The 14,478-nt window shown below is 58.3% G+C and carries 16 protein-coding genes and 1 tRNA gene; 7 read left to right on the forward strand and 10 right to left on the reverse strand.

Annotated features, from left to right (window positions below; translation table 11 throughout):
- Positions 1–3 precede the first annotated feature (3 nt).
- Positions 4–441, forward strand: coding sequence for a 23S rRNA (pseudouridine(1915)-N(3))-methyltransferase RlmH (locus M8N44_RS07995; protein WP_022396005.1), 438 nt, complete (start codon positions 4–6; stop codon positions 439–441).
- 4 nt (positions 442–445) lie between these two features.
- Here the strand turns inward: M8N44_RS07995 and M8N44_RS08000 are convergent, their stop codons facing one another.
- From M8N44_RS08000 to rplM, 3 genes are all read right to left on the reverse strand, one after another.
- On the reverse strand, positions 446–706 hold the full coding sequence (locus M8N44_RS08000; RefSeq protein WP_146021118.1) for a hypothetical protein: 261 nt from the start codon (positions 704–706) through the stop codon (positions 446–448).
- A 291-nt stretch (positions 707–997) separates the two neighbouring features.
- Positions 998–1,393 (reverse strand): 30S ribosomal protein S9, encoded by a 396-nt coding sequence (rpsI, locus tag M8N44_RS08005; protein WP_022396003.1) that lies wholly within the window; start codon positions 1,391–1,393, stop codon positions 998–1,000.
- Between the two features lie 15 nt (positions 1,394–1,408).
- Positions 1,409–1,837, reverse strand: a complete 429-nt coding sequence (gene rplM, locus M8N44_RS08010; RefSeq protein WP_022396002.1) for a 50S ribosomal protein L13 — start codon at positions 1,835–1,837, stop codon at positions 1,409–1,411.
- Positions 1,838–2,421: 584 nt separating this feature from the next.
- Between rplM and infA the strand changes: the two genes are divergently transcribed.
- The 3 genes from infA (at position 2,422) to radC (ending at position 4,950) form a co-directional block, all read left to right on the forward strand.
- The gene (infA, locus tag M8N44_RS08015; RefSeq protein ID WP_031930865.1) at positions 2,422–2,622 is read left to right on the forward strand and encodes a translation initiation factor IF-1; all 201 of its coding nucleotides are present in this window, start codon (positions 2,422–2,424) and stop codon (positions 2,620–2,622) included.
- Positions 2,623–2,717: 95 nt separating this feature from the next.
- Positions 2,718–4,208, forward strand: a complete 1,491-nt coding sequence (locus M8N44_RS08020; RefSeq protein ID WP_102728370.1) for an NAD(P)H-hydrate dehydratase — start codon at positions 2,718–2,720, stop codon at positions 4,206–4,208.
- Position 4,209: 1 nt separating this feature from the next.
- Positions 4,210–4,950, forward strand: a complete 741-nt coding sequence (gene radC / locus M8N44_RS08025; protein WP_102728369.1) for a RadC family protein — start codon at positions 4,210–4,212, stop codon at positions 4,948–4,950.
- Between the two features lie 87 nt (positions 4,951–5,037).
- Here the strand turns inward: radC and M8N44_RS08030 are convergent.
- From M8N44_RS08030 to M8N44_RS08045, 4 genes are all read right to left on the reverse strand, one after another.
- Positions 5,038–5,130: transfer RNA gene (locus tag M8N44_RS08030), tRNA-Ser, on the reverse strand.
- 82 nt (positions 5,131–5,212) lie between these two features.
- Complete coding sequence (locus M8N44_RS08035; protein ID WP_146018184.1) at positions 5,213–5,419, reverse strand: hypothetical protein; 207 nt, start codon at positions 5,417–5,419, stop codon at positions 5,213–5,215.
- Positions 5,420–5,492: 73 nt separating this feature from the next.
- Positions 5,493–6,308 carry a hypothetical protein gene (locus M8N44_RS08040; protein WP_022395968.1) on the reverse strand — a complete coding sequence of 272 codons (816 nt, stop codon included), beginning with the start codon at positions 6,306–6,308 and terminating at the stop codon, positions 5,493–5,495.
- A 47-nt stretch (positions 6,309–6,355) separates the two neighbouring features.
- On the reverse strand, positions 6,356–7,105 hold the full coding sequence (locus M8N44_RS08045; protein WP_102722916.1) for a coiled-coil domain-containing protein: 750 nt from the start codon (positions 7,103–7,105) through the stop codon (positions 6,356–6,358).
- A gap of 246 nt (positions 7,106–7,351) precedes the next feature.
- Here M8N44_RS08045 and dnaX point away from each other — a divergent pair, with 246 nt between their 5' ends.
- The 3 genes from dnaX (at position 7,352) to M8N44_RS08060 (ending at position 10,966) form a co-directional block, all read left to right on the forward strand.
- Positions 7,352–9,517 carry a DNA polymerase III subunit gamma/tau gene (gene dnaX / locus M8N44_RS08050; protein ID WP_249853091.1) on the forward strand — a complete coding sequence of 722 codons (2,166 nt, stop codon included), beginning with the start codon at positions 7,352–7,354 and terminating at the stop codon, positions 9,515–9,517.
- 81 nt (positions 9,518–9,598) lie between these two features.
- Entirely contained in the window at positions 9,599–9,913 is a 315-nt protein-coding gene (locus M8N44_RS08055; protein WP_102728367.1) for a YbaB/EbfC family nucleoid-associated protein, read from the forward strand.
- A gap of 12 nt (positions 9,914–9,925) precedes the next feature.
- Complete coding sequence (locus M8N44_RS08060; protein ID WP_022395972.1) at positions 9,926–10,966, forward strand: endonuclease/exonuclease/phosphatase family protein; 1,041 nt, start codon at positions 9,926–9,928, stop codon at positions 10,964–10,966.
- A gap of 111 nt (positions 10,967–11,077) precedes the next feature.
- Here the strand turns inward: M8N44_RS08060 and M8N44_RS08065 are convergent, their stop codons facing one another.
- From M8N44_RS08065 to pyrF, 3 genes are all read right to left on the reverse strand, one after another.
- Positions 11,078–12,769, reverse strand: a complete 1,692-nt coding sequence (locus M8N44_RS08065) for a putative manganese-dependent inorganic diphosphatase (protein WP_102722913.1) — start codon at positions 12,767–12,769, stop codon at positions 11,078–11,080.
- Between the two features lie 21 nt (positions 12,770–12,790).
- Positions 12,791–13,564: an energy transducer TonB gene (locus M8N44_RS08070; protein ID WP_022395974.1), complete on the reverse strand. Its 774-nt coding sequence runs from the start codon at positions 13,562–13,564 to the stop codon at positions 12,791–12,793.
- A 125-nt stretch (positions 13,565–13,689) separates the two neighbouring features.
- Positions 13,690–14,475 (reverse strand): orotidine-5'-phosphate decarboxylase, encoded by a 786-nt coding sequence (pyrF, locus tag M8N44_RS08075; protein WP_249853092.1) that lies wholly within the window; start codon positions 14,473–14,475, stop codon positions 13,690–13,692.
- Between the last annotated feature and the right edge of the window lie 3 nt (positions 14,476–14,478).

A 14,478-nucleotide genomic window follows, 5' to 3' on the forward strand; every position in this document is an offset into this window, starting at 1 on the left:
CTCATGCAATTCCTGATTCTGGCCGCAGGCAAGCCGGCCCTGGGCTATGCCCGGGAAGGCGTGGAACTCTACCTCAACCGCCTCAAGCCTTTCGGCAAGACGGAACTCAAACTCGTCAAAGACGGAAGCTCCAAAGACGTTTCAGAACGCCTGCTGGCCGCCAGCGAGGGCTGCCTGCGCATCGCCATGGACGAACGCGGAGAACTCTGGACCACGGAGAAGCTGGTCAAACTGGCGCGGGACTGGCAGATGCGTTCCGTGCGCCGCATCGCGTTCCTCATCGGGGCCTCGGACGGCCACACGGAAGAACTGCGTTCCCGGTGCGGCCATATCCTGGCCCTGAGCAAATTCACCCTCCAGCATGAGCTGGCGCTCGTCGTCCTGCTGGAACAGCTTTACCGCTGCCATACCATTCTGGCGGGAACGCCGTACCACCGGTAAACGGCTAAAGCTTTCCTTGCTGCCGCGGTGAGTCCATCAAGGCTTTCACCGTCACGGAAACGGCCGCGAGCACGGCCACACCCCATGCCATGGAGTCGCCCGCAATTCCCGTGGCAAACGCCGGAAAAGGATTGAACGCCACCGCAAGGGAACCAAACACCCAGCCCCAGCCGGGAAAGCCTTTCTTAAAGGCCACGTAAGCCAGATAGAAATACAAGGCCACGCCTGCAAATTGAAACAAAGGGAAAGCGGGACCGTATTCCACCTTCCTGAGGCCGGAGACATTGCCCGCCATGCGATGGGAATGTTTCAGAAAAGAGGCTATCACCAGAAAAAGCGGAGCAAGCAGTAAAGGAGCAATAGGGAAAACGCTTCTTTCCGTTTTTTCTTCTTCCGGAGAAGAATCCGGAATTCCGTCCTGCTGCCGACCTTCTTCCATAATAATTAATCGTAACAGCAACCAGCTTCCCCTGCAACGAAAAAGGAGTACTCCGCAGGGAGCACTCCTTTTCCGAGAAAGAAATGGTAAAGCCAGTTCCTTCGCAGCCAGCCAAGCTTAGCGCTTGGAGAACTGGTAACGCTTGCGGGCGCCGGGACGACCGGGCTTTTTACGTTCCTTCATGCGGGAATCACGGGTCAGAAGACCGAATTCACGCAGCTGGGCGCGGGAAGCTTCATCAACCTGAACCAGAGCGCGGGCAATCGCCATGCGGATGGCGCCCACCTGGCCGTGAATGCCGCCGCCCTTGGTGACGACGTTCACGTCGAATTTGTTCATGGTGTTGGTAACCTGGAAGGGCTGGAGAACGGCGTTCTGCAACTGGACGGTGGGAAGGTATTCTTCAAAACCGCGACGATTGATCGTGATGCGGCCGGCACCTTCAGTAAGCCAAGCGTGTGCAATGGCGGTCTTGCGGCGGCCGGTGGCGTTGTATGGGGTTGTCTGACTCATGTCTGGGGAAATCAATTAGAGAGTGATGGCAGTGGGCTGCTGGGCTTCATGAGGATGACCGGCGCCGGCATAAACCTTCAGCTTGGTCATTTGCTGACGGCCCAGGCGGGTGTGGGGCACCATGCCCTTGACGGCCAGTTCCAGAAGAAGTTCGGGGCGGCGGGCGCGGATTTTCCGCGGAGTGTCCACCTGCTTGCCGCCGACGTATCCGGAGAAACGGGTGTAAATCTTGGCGTTTTCCTTGTTGCCGGTCAGCACCACCTTGTCCGCGTTCACGATAATGACAAAGTCGCCACAATCAACGTGGGGGGTGAAAATTGTCTTGTTCTTGCCACGCAAAATGTTAGCCGCTTCAACGGCAACACGGCCGAGCACCTTGTCGGCAGCGTCTATAACATACCATTTGCGCTCTACTTCTTGCGGTTTGGCTGAGAAGGTCTTCATGGTTCAATTCTTCGTTCTCGTTTTTCGGCATCCTGCCGTAATCTTCCAATTCGGGGGCGCATTCCTAATGATTATTCGCGTAAATGTCAAATACTTTTTCTCTTTTACTCCCCTTTTGCGGCCTTTTTTCCGTCCCTTCCGCAGAATCGCGGCTTAATTGCGGCGTTTCCACATTCAGGACTTGCCCTCGTGGAAATATGGCCTATTATTCGCCTGCGCGAAAATTCGTACACGCGCGTTCATTTTAACCTTACAAGGAGAATCCTATCAGCCCGAATCCAAGACCCAGCAACCGCCCCAGCGGCGGTCAGAATTCCCGCCCCGGCCCCAGGCCGGCAGGCAGCAGCACAAGACCGGCCGGCAACGCCAGCCGTCCCGGACAGCCCCGGCCCGCCGGGAGTGGCACCGGCCCGGCACGCCCGGCCGGACAGTCCGCTGGCCCGGGAGGCGCCAGAACAGGCGGAGGACCACGCCCCGGAGGCGGGCCCAACCGGCCGCGCCCGCAGGGAGGCGGGGGCCGCCACACCAAGGGCAGGAGGCATTTCAGCAAATCGGCCCCCAAGGAAGAAAACTCCGAAAGCGAAATTGAAGTGGAAGGCACCATCTGCGCTGTGCTGGCGGGCACCATGTTCAAGGTGCGCCTGCCCAACGGGCACGAAGTGCTGGCCCACATTTCCGGCAAGATGCGCAAGCGCTTCATCAAAATCGTTGTGGGCGACAAGGTGCGCATGGAAATGTCCCCCTACGACATGACCAAGGCGCGCATCACGTTCCGCATCGGTTAACCGCCCCCGGATTCACTCCTTTTGCGAAAAACCTTCTCCGGCTTGCAGGAGAAGGTTTTTTAACGTACAGTGCACACTGATCCCATCAGCGCGCCATGAAAGTTTGCTCCACGGAAAATATGCAGATCGCGGAACGCGAGCTCATCATCAACGGAACTCCGGCCAGAACCCTCATGAAGCTGGCTTCCGCCGGCATTGCGGAAGCCGTCATGCAGTTCTTTCCCGTCCCCGGGTTATGCATAGCCTACGTGGGGAAAGGCAACAACGGCGGAGACGCCCTCACCGTCCTCAATATCCTGAAACAGCATGGCTGGGAAACAGGTTTCCGCGCCGCCTACCCGCGCGCGGAATGGGGGGAACTGCCCGTGCGGCAGCTCGCTGAAATATCTCCTCCGCCCCAGGAATACCAGGAAGCGCCGCTGCCCCGTACGGGCAAGCCCATGATTCTGCTGGACGGCCTGCTGGGCATTGGAGCAAAAGGGCTGCTCCGCAAGGAAATCTCCGCCCTCTGCGCGGAAATGAACTACCTGCGGGACCGCTGCGGAGCTGTGCGCACGGTGGCGATCGACCTTCCCACCGGAGTTGACCCGGATACGGGGATGCCCCAGGAAAATGCCGTAGAGGCGGATTTCACGATGTGCATAGGAGCGGTCAAGCAGGGGCTGCTGGATGACGACGCCACCCTGCATGCGGGGCGCCTGGCCTGCATCGACCTTCCCGGCCTCTATGTGCAGGCGCTTCCCGCCACGGAACTCATCACCTCCTCCCGGCTCACTAAATTCCTCTCTGCAAGACCCTATACGGACTATAAGAACAAACGCGGGCACATCGGCGTCATTGCCGGATCGGAAGGAATGCTGGGCGCTGCCAGGCTCTGCTGTGAAGCCGCCCTCCGGGCCGGAGCCGGACTGGTGACGCTCCACGTCCACCGGAACGTCTATCCCCTCATAGCGCCGTCCATGCCGCCGGAAATCATGGTCAAACCCGTGGACAGTTATGCGGACGTCTCCATCCGGACGTTCAGCGCCTTTCTCATTGGCCCCGGCATCGGCTCCGTATCGGAGGAAGACGCGGAAGCCATCCGCCTCATTCTGGAAACCGGCACTCCCACCGTCCTGGATGCGGACGGCCTTAATCTGGCCGCCGCCATGCAATGGAGCCTGGGAGAACATATTCTGGCGACACCCCACCATGGGGAAATCCGCCGTCTGCTGCCGGACGCGGACAACTGCGCCATCCGGGCGGACATCGCAGACTGCTTCCTGGCGGAGCATGAAGCGGCCCTGATTTACAAAGGGGCCCGCACCATCGTCACCCAGCAGGGAAAACCTCTCTTCTACAACATCACCGGAGGCCCCGGCATGGCTACCGCCGGCCAGGGAGACGTGCTGGCAGGCGTCTGCGGCGGATTCATGGCCCAGGGGGAATCCCTGCTGGTCTCCGCCGTTCTGGGAACCTATCTCTGCGGGCGAGCTTCTGAAATAGCCATCTCCGCCGGAGATTCCACCCAGCAGACACTGACGGCGGGAGACACGCTGCGCCATCTGCCCGCCGCCATTCTTTCCACCTCACGTCTCTGTTACTAAAATGGCCTACCGAAAACTCCAGGATCTTCCCTTCCAATCCCTGCCGCGGGAAAAGCTGCTCCGCCAGGGAAGGCACAGCCTCAGCAATGCGGAACTGCTCGCCATCTTCCTGCGGATGGGCATCAAGGGAAAAAACGTGCTGGACATGTCCTCGGACCTGATCCAGTCGGCAGGCTCTCTGGACGCCCTGGCCCACATGGAGGCCGCAGAAATAGCGGACATCTGCAAGGGAATAGGCATGGCGAAAGCGGCCACGCTGAGCGCCGCCTTTGAACTGGGAGCGCGGGCTCTCCGGGAAACGCTGGCCCGGCAACCTATCCAGACGCCGGAAGACGTCTATGACTACCTGGTAACAGCCATGCGCTGGAAGGACAAGGAGACGGTACTCGTCCTGCTGCTGGATACCAAAAGCCGTCTCATCAAACCCGTGGAAATTTCCAGCGGCACCCTGAACGAATCCATCGCCCATCCGCGCGACATTCTGCGTCCCGCCGTCATCCACAATGCCTACGGCTTCGTCCTGGCGCACAACCATCCCAGCGGGAACCCGGCACCCAGCCGTATGGACGACCTCCTGACCGAACGCGTGCGGGAATGCGCCAAGCTATTGGGCGTCCGGTTCCTGGACCACGTGATCATCGGAAAACCTACCGAAACCGTTCACAGAAACTATTACAGCTACAATCATCCCAACGGAGACCGGCTCCGGGAAGCCGACAAGGGTCTCCCTCTCTATCATTAAACAACGGTTCCCGCGAATTTCCTTCCGGAACGACGCCTGATAAAAACAAAAAACCCGTCTTGCGACGGGCTTTCTCTTAAAAAAAACTGGCGGAGAGAGTGGGATTCGAACCCACGGTGGGTTTTAAAGCCCACGTTCGATTTCGAGTCGAGTGCCTTAGACCAGCTCAGCCATCTCTCCGCTTGGAAATCGGAAGCGTTTGTATCCGGTTTGCGGGATGCTGTAAAGAACAGAATCACCGCCAACCGTTATTTGAACGCCTTTAACGTCTTGGCGAAGCCAGCGGTCCCAGCGTAGCTTCCGCTTCAAATCTCTGGGTCTTGTTATGGGGAAGAGCGCTCTTTTCCGGGCCGGGGGGCGGCTGCGGAACACGCTCCCGTTCCTTCGGCTCCATCAGCCAGGAGCAGGAAGAGACCAGAAGAAGGGAGAAAGACGTAAGCAAAAGGGAGGCTGTGAATCGTTTCATCATTTCCTTTTAAAAAGTTGAACCCCACTATGCCGGAGGGCACAGCGGGGTTCAAGGAAAATACGCGGCAGAAACCTTATTTGGCGGACTGCAACGGACGCAGAAGCTGCACCATGTCGCCGGGCTGGATGCTCATGCCGGCAGGCACGCTGTCCTTGACGATGTCAGCCACCGTCTGGTTCTTTTCCAGGGAGGTCACCTTCAGTTTGCCGATGCTGCGGCCGTCACGGGTAACGAGCAGAACCGTATTCGGATCAATGTTGCTGCCCTGCCCGGCGCCAATCACCACAAAGCCCCACTGCGGGTCCACGGACAGAACGGGATATTCATCTCCATTCTTGGCGAGGGCGGCGCGGTATTCGGCCTGTTCCTTCTGGCGTCCGGCCAGCTCGGTAGCCTGCTCGGCACGCTTCTTGGCGGCCACTTCCGTAGCGCTCTTGATCTGGTCAATGTCTTCCTGAAGCTTCTTGTTGGAGGCTTCCATGGATTCCATCTTCGCCTGGATTTCCTGCACGCTGGAAACGCCGAAGTCGTTCAGCTTGGCCTTGAGCTCATCCATCTGCTTGTTGATCTTGGACAGGTCCGCATTCAGCTGGACTTCTTCTTCCTTCAGCTCCGTTTCCTTGGAGAGCTGTTCGTCACGCTGCTGGGTCACGGAGGCCTTGTTGGAGGTCAGGCTCAGGTTTTCCTCCGCAGCCAAACCGCGGTTCTTGATCATGTCATTGCGCAATCCCGTCCAATTCCGGATTTCCTTGTCCAGAACCTTGCGGTAGGTGATCATCTCCTTGAAGTCCTGATACTGGCCGTTGACGCCGAAGAGGCCGCTGAGACCGGAGAACCAGGCGCCCGCACCTGCTGCAAGAATCAATAAAACTACTAAGACAGTTTTCATTGTGTATGTATGTGAGAGTGTATGGTGTGTATTGAACCGGGAAAGGACTAGGGACGAACGGATACAACGACGTCTCCGGCTTCAACACGTTCGCCGGCGGTTACCGTGCTGGGGAGAATGGTGGCCGTGGAAACACGGGATTCAACGGCGCTTACGTCAAGTTCGGCAATTTTGTTGCCGTCCCTCATCACGGCCAGCTTGGAGCCGGGCACTACGCCCAGGTCGGCAGCACCGCCGTCAATCACAACTACATTGAAATCATTAATCACCTGGGAAACCCGCGTTTTCAGATTGGGCGGGGAAAGGTGCGCATCCTGGTCCGCCTTGAGCTGGCGAAGGGCCGCATTGTTCACGACAAGCTGTTCCGTTTCAGCAACGATGGCGTCATGCTTGCCCTGCTCCGCCTGCTTGACTACTTCCAGCTGCTTGGATTCTTCTTCCAGTCCCTTGATCTTGTCCGCAATGGCCTGGATACTTTCCATGTCCTTGCTCTTGGACTGAAGTTCCGCCAAGGCTGTTTGTTGCGCCTGGAGGTCCGTCTTCTTGGCCTCATTGGCGGCGGCCAGCTCCTGGTTCTTGGCTTCCAGCTCGTCCTTCTGCTTGGTCAGGGCGTTGATATCGTTCGTCAAAGCCTCATTCTTCACCAGGAAGTCGACATATTTTGTCTTTTCTTCCGTAAACTCGCCGCGAAGACCGTTCAGGTTCTTATAACGGGAGACGCATTCCTTACGCTCCTTGGTTAGAGCTTCCTCGTTATCAAGATAATACATGGCTCCGCCGAGAAGAGCAATGACCAAGGCTGCTATTGATACTTTGACCCACATAGGAAATAATAGAGATGAGAAGGTTCCTGTTACTTTTGTGAGATTGGCATGAACATTTTCAGATTTCAACATCAAAATGTCATCCTCACTGTTTTCTTGATATTTTTTTCAGGGAAGCTCCGTAACAGGATACCGCAAGAGTTCTCTTATCAACATTTTAAAACAATTACGCTCTATTTTCTTTTCAAACACGGACTCATCTTCTAGTCTTTCTGAACCGTGAGTTACCAGGTCTTTGCCAGAAAATACCGTCCTCTGACATTCGATGACGTCCTTGGACAGGATCATGTCGTCCAGACGTTGAAAAACGCCATTGAGCACAACCGCCTCGCCCACGCCTACCTTTTTGTAGGCCCCCGCGGAACGGGAAAAACATCTACCGCCAGAATTTTTGCAAAAGCCCTGAATTGCAGCGGCGGTCCCAGGGTGGACTTTGACCCGCACGAAGACATCTGCGAGGAAATAGCGGAAGGGCGCAGCCTGGACGTCCTGGAAATAGACGGCGCATCCAACCGCGGCATCGACCACATCCGTGACCTGAGGGACAACGTGCGATTCGCTCCCAGCAGGGGCAATTTCCGCATCGTCTATATAGATGAAGTGCACATGCTCACCAAGGAGTCCTTCAACGCCCTGCTGAAAACGCTGGAGGAGCCGCCCCCCCACGTCAAATTCATTTTTGCGACTACGGAACCCCACAAGATTCTGCCGACCATCCTGTCGCGCTGCCAGCGCTTCGACCTGCGCCCCATTCCCTCTGAAATCATTGCGGAACACCTGCTTCACATCGCCTCTGCGGAAGGAGTGAGCCTGAGCCGGGAAGCGGCCTTTGCCGTCGCCAAGGTGGCGGACGGAGGCATGCGGGACGCGCAATCCATGCTGGACCAGCTTGTTTCCTTCTGCGGAGACCACATTGAAGAACAGCAGGTGCTTCACATCTTCGGCATCACGTCCCGGGAAACCGTAGCCCATGCGCTGGCGCTGATTCTGAACAAGGAGCTCCCCTCCCTCCTGCACCTCCTGCATGAACAGGCGGAAGCTGGAAGAGACATGGGCCAGTTCCTCTCTGAAATCATCTCCGCCGTGCGTGAAATCCTGGTCTCCAAGGTTGACCCGGAGGCCAGCTTCGATTCCCTGCCGGAATCCTCCAAGGAGGAACTTTCCGAACTCGTCAAACGCACCCAGACGGACAAAATCCTGCGCCTGGTGGAAGTGCTGGCGGAAACGGAAGACAAGATGCGCTGGTCCACCAACAAAAGGCTGCATCTGGAAATGGGCCTGATCAAGGCCGTTCACGCTCTCGCGGAAGCCAGCATCAGCGATATTATCATGGCGCTGGAAGGCGCCCCCCTGGCATCCTCCGTCCCATCCTCCTCTCCGGCGCCCGCTCCGCGCCAGGAACAGGAGATGCCCGCGCCCGCCGCTCCGGTCCCTGCGCCGGAGCCTCCGGCAAACGCCCAGCCGCCCCTTCCTGCGGAAAAACCGGAGCCCGCTCCGGAAGAACACCTGATGGACCCGGTTCCGGACTTTTCCCCGGCCAACCCATTCCCGGCTCCCGCGGTACAGGCGAGCGAACCTGCCAGTGCGCAACCAGCCCCGGCTCCCGCAGAAGAACCCGAACCGCAGCCCACTGATCCCGCGCCGGAACCTCCCGTAACTGCTGCAAAATCCCCCTCCCCCGCCATTCCGCAGGAAGAGCCTTCCTGTCCCGCACCTGAACCGCGGCCGGAGCCCACTTCCGACACCCCGGAAGAGCCTCAACGTCCCGCCTCTGCCATCTCCGATGCCCCGGTGGCTCCTCCGGATTCTCCGGAACCCACTTTCATGGACCCTGAAGAAAACCTCCCGCCGGAAAGGCGCACCAGCAGCTTCTTTGACAACCTGTTCGACACGGCAAGCGCTCCTTCCCGCACCCCTGCTCCCATGGTAAAAGAGGAACCGGAAGCCCCTGCCCCGCAATCCGGAAGAACCATCACGGAGGAGGACTGGAAAGCGGCGCTGGAACGTGCCGCCGCCAACTTCCCCCTCCAGGCGGACTTTCTGGCCAACAGCGTTTTCTCCGGCCATGACGGCGCATTCGTCGCCATCTCCTTTCATCCCTCCGACCATCAGGGAATGGACAGCCTCGGATCCGGCCCCCTGCGGGCGGCCCTGGAAGCGGACCTTTCCCAACGCGGCGGAGTCCCCGTCACCATTTCCATCCGCCAGGATTCCTCCGTGCCGGAGCCGGTTCAGGAAGAACTGGCCCCGCTGCCGGCGCCTCCCCCCCCGCGGCCTCCGCACCTTCTCCCAAACCCCAGGCGCCGCGGGAAAAACCCGCCGCAGCCGTTCAGGAACCCGCCCGGGAGAAAGATGAAGATAATTCCTACTATACGGACCCCCTGATTGACGCCGCCATGGAGATATTCCGCGCCCGCATCATTTCCCAATAAACAACATCAACCCATACTTCCAAATACGACAGCCATGAACATGATGAAAATGATGAAGCAGGTCCAGCAAATGCAGGCCGGACTTGCCGCCGCCCAGGAAAAGCTGGCCTCCCAGACCGTTGCCACGGAAGGCGCGGGCGGCAAGCTGAAAGTCACCGCCACCTGTGACGGAAACCTCACGGAGCTGGTGATTGATCCCTCCATCATCGACCCGTCCGATTCAGAATTCCTCCAGGACCTGCTCCTGCAAACCATCAATGCCGCCATAGCCAAGGGCAAGGAAACCGCGGCGGCGGAAATGAAAAAACTGACGGGCGGCATGGGCCTCCCTCCCGGCATGGGCTTTTAACCTACCACCACCGTGCATCGGCTCAGAAGACGCAAACATCTGGCGGAACCACTGCCAGCGTTATCCGGGGTCAACCACCTGGGAATAGCGCTGGGCGGCGTCTCTCTGTGCCTGTGGGTCATCGTCGTCACCATCTTCTGGACCGGTTCGGACACGATGGCCTTCATGACGTCACTGCCCACTTGGGCATGCTGCCTCATCTTCTCCTTCCCGGCGCTTATTGCATGGCTGGTCTTCGGTTCCCGGATAGGCCTGCTTGGCGTCATTATCTGGTTTGCGTACGGCATCGTCATTACGGACTTTCTTCCTCCCATTTCCAGAACGGGAATGGAGTATTACAAAATGCCGCCGGCTCCGGATGCCCGGCAAATCAGGGTTCTCACCCTGTACGGGGGTTGTGTGGAAAATCCGCCCATTGAACAAATCTCCAAACTCCGCGCAGACGTCATCTTCATCCAGGGATGCAGCAACCACAACCGGACACTCAAATTCGCCTACAGCATTTTCGGACGCACTTCCTACATCAAGCAGATAGGCAGCTGTGCCATCATCGTGCGGCACGGGCAGATTGGTCCGGCCCAAAGCATCACGGACACAGCCGGACTCATCGTGGACTGGATACCGGAAAATTCTTCCCTGGCGATACGGCTCATCAACATCAGCCTGGAGCCTTTTGAACACCGCTTTGACTTGTACTCCCCCGCCTGCTGGAAATACTTCCACACGCTCCGGTTCATTCACCGCAAACAGCTTCAATACCTGTTTGACACCCTGCGGGAGGTAGGAAGCCAGCACGGTGAACTGCCCATCATCCTGGCCGGAAACTTCAGCGCCGCGCCCCAATCCCCTATTTTCGCCAAGCTCAGCGCCGATTTTCAGGATTGCTTCAAACTGAAGGGAGCCGGATACGGAGCCACTCAACCCGTCAACTTCCCGCTGCTGCGCCTGGACCGTGTTTTCTGCACGCCGCCGCTCAAACCCGAGCGAGCCGCCACCGTGCTGATACCGGACACCGTCCGCCGCTCCATCCTGGCAGACATTGCCATGCCCTGATTCCCCTTTCCACACGGTCGCGCCATTCCGCTCCGGCAGAAGGAATTTTTCCATCCGCCTCCCCAAACGGAGGCGCTTTTACTTTATGGGGAAAGAATTTTCTCCGGAAACCTACAAGGTTTTCAGCGCACGGGAAATAGCCGGGAAAAGCTGCTTCTTGCGGCTGACCACATCGGCGGCGGAAAACAAGTTGGGGCCCAGCCGCTCGTACTCGATGTGCTCCAGCACCTCTTCATCCCCGACGGCCAGCAGCATGGAATCATGCGTGACAATGTCCGTGACCAACAGGCACGCCAGCTTCAATCCTTCCTCTTCCACCAGCTTCTGAAGCTCCTTCACCAGATCATCCTGAACTTCCTTCAGGCCGAACATGCCTATTTCCTCAATCTGTGAAATGCTGATCTTGTGCCCGTACTCGGTAAAGGTTTTCCTGTCCGCCTGGACAATCGCGGAGGGCGCCGTTTTGGAACGCAGCAGGGAACCGGTGGCAAAAAATTCCTCCGTGAACTTCTTGGCGTCTATCCTGGCAATGCCGGTCAGCCATTCCAGCATTTCCCGGTCCGCCCGCGCCGTCGTGGGAGACGTCAGGTTCAGCGTATCTGAAAGAATCCCGGCGCACAGGCAAATCGCCACCGCCTGCGAAGGCTCCGCATCACGGTGGTAAAACCTGCGCGCCACCAGGGTGGAAGTGGAGCCCACGGGTTCATTCAGGAAGCGGATCGGGTCCCGTGTGGAAAGCTGGGTGCCCAGGCGGTGGTGGTCCATCACCTCCACGATTTCCGCTTCCTCCACTCCCTTCACGGCTTGTGAAAACTCATTGTGGTCCACCAGGGCCACGCGCGTACGGGGCGGATCCACCAGATCCGTCTTGCTCAGCACGCCGATCATCTTGTTCGTCTTGATGCTCATCACGGGGAACAGCGCCTGCTTGCGCTTCACGGCGGCCTGCCTCAACTCGGGCAGCGGCATGTTCTCCGGGAAAACCGTGTAATCCTTGTGGACCTGTTCCCTCACCTTCCGGGAGCAGCGGATAAGCTGCCCCACGCTGGCCGTATCCCACGGGGTGCTTAAAATGCATGTACCCGTCGTCTGGGCCGTCTCAATAATATCCAGGGAAGGGAAAGCCCCGGACGTGGTCACCAGAGCGCGCACGCCGTGCTCCACGGCATACAGCTGGACATTCGGGCGGTCCCCGCAGATAACGATCAGATCGCGGACGATGCCCTTTCTCTTGTAATTGGCAAGCCTCGTCCGGACGCTCGGCTCGCTGGAAGCACCCACCAGAAGAATATTCTGCGTTTCCTCCTCGCTCAGGGTCTCCCCGGTCAGGCACTTGCCGTCAATGGTGGTGGCAATGTTGCTCAGGCTGGAAAAAACGGAGCGCACATTCATCTCCGTCATGTTCAGGGGCATCAGCAGGCTCAGCAAATCAAAATAACGCAGCAGGCCGTAAAGATTGTGGTCCGCGTCAATCACCGGAATGGTTTGAAGGGAGTTCTCCGTCATCCGGCGGTAAGCCGTCAGGAACGTGTCGTCCGGACTCACGCTGATCACGTCACGGCGGCAGATGGTTCCCGCGGTAGGCGTCACGTCATGAATCAGCACCGGTTCCGGCACCCCGGCTTTTTCCAGCACCCAGGATGTCCTCAGCGTCATCTCCCCGCATCTGGCGGCAACCGCGTCAGGTTCGCCATGGGTTCTTAAAAACTCCGCATTCCCTATGGCGGAACAAATGGCATCCGTATCCGGATTCTGGTGGCCGATCACGTAAATGGGCCTTTTCTCTATTTTCTCCGGAAGCATCTCTCTTATCTCCTGCGCAGGTTAATCTATATTCAACCTGACGGGCACCACCACCTTGGAAGCAATGGGCGCGCCGTCTTTTTCTGCCGGATAGAAAGTCCAATTCTCTTTCACCCAGCGCATGAAAAGACGGTCCAGTTCCGCATTTCCCGTTGATTGAAGGAGATTGACGGATGAAGGTTCGCCACGGGGATTCACCCCCACCACTACTTTCACCACGGCATTCACCTTCCCGACTCTAGAAGAATTGACGGAATTGGGCAAGGACGGAGCATGTTTATAACGCACCTTTTTATCAGGAGTCACGTTCTCATCCGGGCTAGGCTGCCCCGGCAGGGAAACCGCCGGAGTCTTCACGGGACGCCTGGGCTTTACCTCCCTCATGGAAATCCGCATGCTGGAAAGCTCCTCCGGCAAATACTCCGTGGGAGTCTCCTCCGGAAGAAAATCCTTCATGTCGGAACAATCCTCATTCTCCGGCAGCTTCATCGCAAGCAGGTCTTCATCCGCGGAAATTTCCGGAACGGGGCTGACCGTGGAAGGGGCCGCGACCGGCTCTACGGGCACGGGCTGAACTTCCGCCAGCTCCTGAAGAACCTCCTCGGAAGGAGGCACAAACTCCATTTCCACCTCCCCGTTCTGCACGGCGGGCAGCCACAGCTCCTGAAAATGAATGGCTACCAGCACGGCGCACAAAGCCACCTGAACGCCCACGGCCACCGCCACCGCAATCAGCATGGCGGACTTGGAAGTGGAACGGGGCGTGAATCTTACAATTCCGGGCTTTTCATCCATAAAAAACGGGCAGGGAGAAGGGCAGTGCCCGTTCAATATACCAGCGCCCTTCCCTTTGACAAGCGCCTGCACCGCCATAAGCAGCCCGTTATCATTTTGTTATCTGCCGGAAAAACGCATGGACATCAATAACCCAATGCCTCCCGGATGCTCTGGGCGAATCTGCCGGCCTTTTCCGCAAAGCCAAGCTCCGGATTCTGGTACATGATGCCGCGGGACACGTTAATCAGGGGGGGGGCCGCATGGCCGGAACCGCTCAGGCTGGAAAGATCGCCGCCCTGGGCTCCCAGGCCGGGAATCAGCAGGGGAGCGTCCGGAATGCGCTCCAGAATGGAGGAATCCGCATTGGTCAGCCCCACCACCATGCCTACGGAAGTTTTGCGCCCTTCCTGCATGGAACGGCGCACCATGTCCCCCACCAGTTCATAAACCCTGCGGCCGTCGGCCAGCTCCTGCCTCTCCACGTCCGCGGAACCGGGATTGGAAGTGACCGCCAGCAGATAAATGCCCTTCTCTTCATAATTCAGAAAAGGCTCCAGCGTATCATAACCCATGAAGGGACTCAATGTGACGGCATCCACGCCCAGGCGTTCAAAATACGCCTGCGCATAATACTTCTGCGTCTCCCCGATGTCGCCGCGCTTGGCGTCCAGCACCACGGGCACATCCTCCGGCATATCCGGGAGCAATTCCTCAAGCATCTCCAGGCCGCGCAGGCCCATGGCCTCAAAATACGCGATATTCGGCTTGAACGCCGCCGCATACGGAGCGGTTTCTTCCACGACCTTCCTCAACAGGGAGGGAACCGACTGCAAATCATCCATGACGGGGCGCGGGTCCAGCCCCACGCACAGGGCGGAACCGGTCTTTCTGATGCGGGCGGCAAGTTTATCCGTAAAAGATTGGCTCATGCC

It is taken from the genome of Akkermansia massiliensis, assembly GCF_023516715.1.
In the GTDB taxonomy this organism is placed as follows: domain Bacteria; phylum Verrucomicrobiota; class Verrucomicrobiia; order Verrucomicrobiales; family Akkermansiaceae; genus Akkermansia; species Akkermansia massiliensis.